Origin of the sequence: Serratia sp. 4542 (genome assembly GCF_016805595.1) — a bacterium.
In the GTDB taxonomy this organism is placed as follows: domain Bacteria; phylum Pseudomonadota; class Gammaproteobacteria; order Enterobacterales; family Enterobacteriaceae; genus Serratia; species Serratia nevei.
Window position 1 is genome coordinate 1 of the sequence record NZ_RXKV01000029.1, and the last position, 602, is coordinate 602.

General features: G+C 70.3%; 1 protein-coding gene. It reads right to left on the minus strand.

Annotated elements, in window-relative coordinates; all coding sequences use genetic code 11:
* A partial coding sequence (locus EKL15_RS24630; RefSeq protein WP_203090523.1) for an autotransporter outer membrane beta-barrel domain-containing protein occupies positions 1-602 on the minus strand: 602 nt, incomplete at both ends.

The window sequence follows — 602 nt, forward strand, 5'->3', positions numbered from 1 at the left end:
GAGCAGGCTCTCGTACACCGGATTGCCCGCCGCCAGCGCATCCGCCGCCGCCGCCACCGCCCGCTCGTTCGGCGTCTGCGCCACGCTGGCGAAGCTCGTGCCGTTGCGCCCGACGCTCAGCGTCACCCCGGTCGGCTGGTAGCTCAGCCCGGTGCCGAGGAACAGGTAGTTCGGCGCCACCGCGTCAAACTGCCCGCTCACCCCCTGCTGCGCGCTCAGAATGGTGTACTGCTGGCCCAGCAGGCTGCGCACCTCGCTTTGCGTCAGCAGGTTGGGGCTGTTCTCCAGCGTCACCGCCACCTCGCCGCCGCCGATCGTCGCCGATCCGCTGCTCTGGATCCGATCGCTCTGGCCGTTCGGCCCCACTTCCACCGCGTAGCGCGAACCCGGCTCGAAGCTGACGTTGCCCGCCACGTTCAGGGTGCCGATCGAGTTACCCGGCGCCACGGTGCCGCCCTGACGGGCGGTCAGCGAACCGACCGTGCCGCTGCCGCCGACGATGCCGCCATTCTGCACGCTGACGGCCGAGGTGACCGAGCCGTTGACTGCCAGCCGCCCCTGATTGACCAGCGTCGGGCCGCCATAGGTGTTGTTACCCGTCA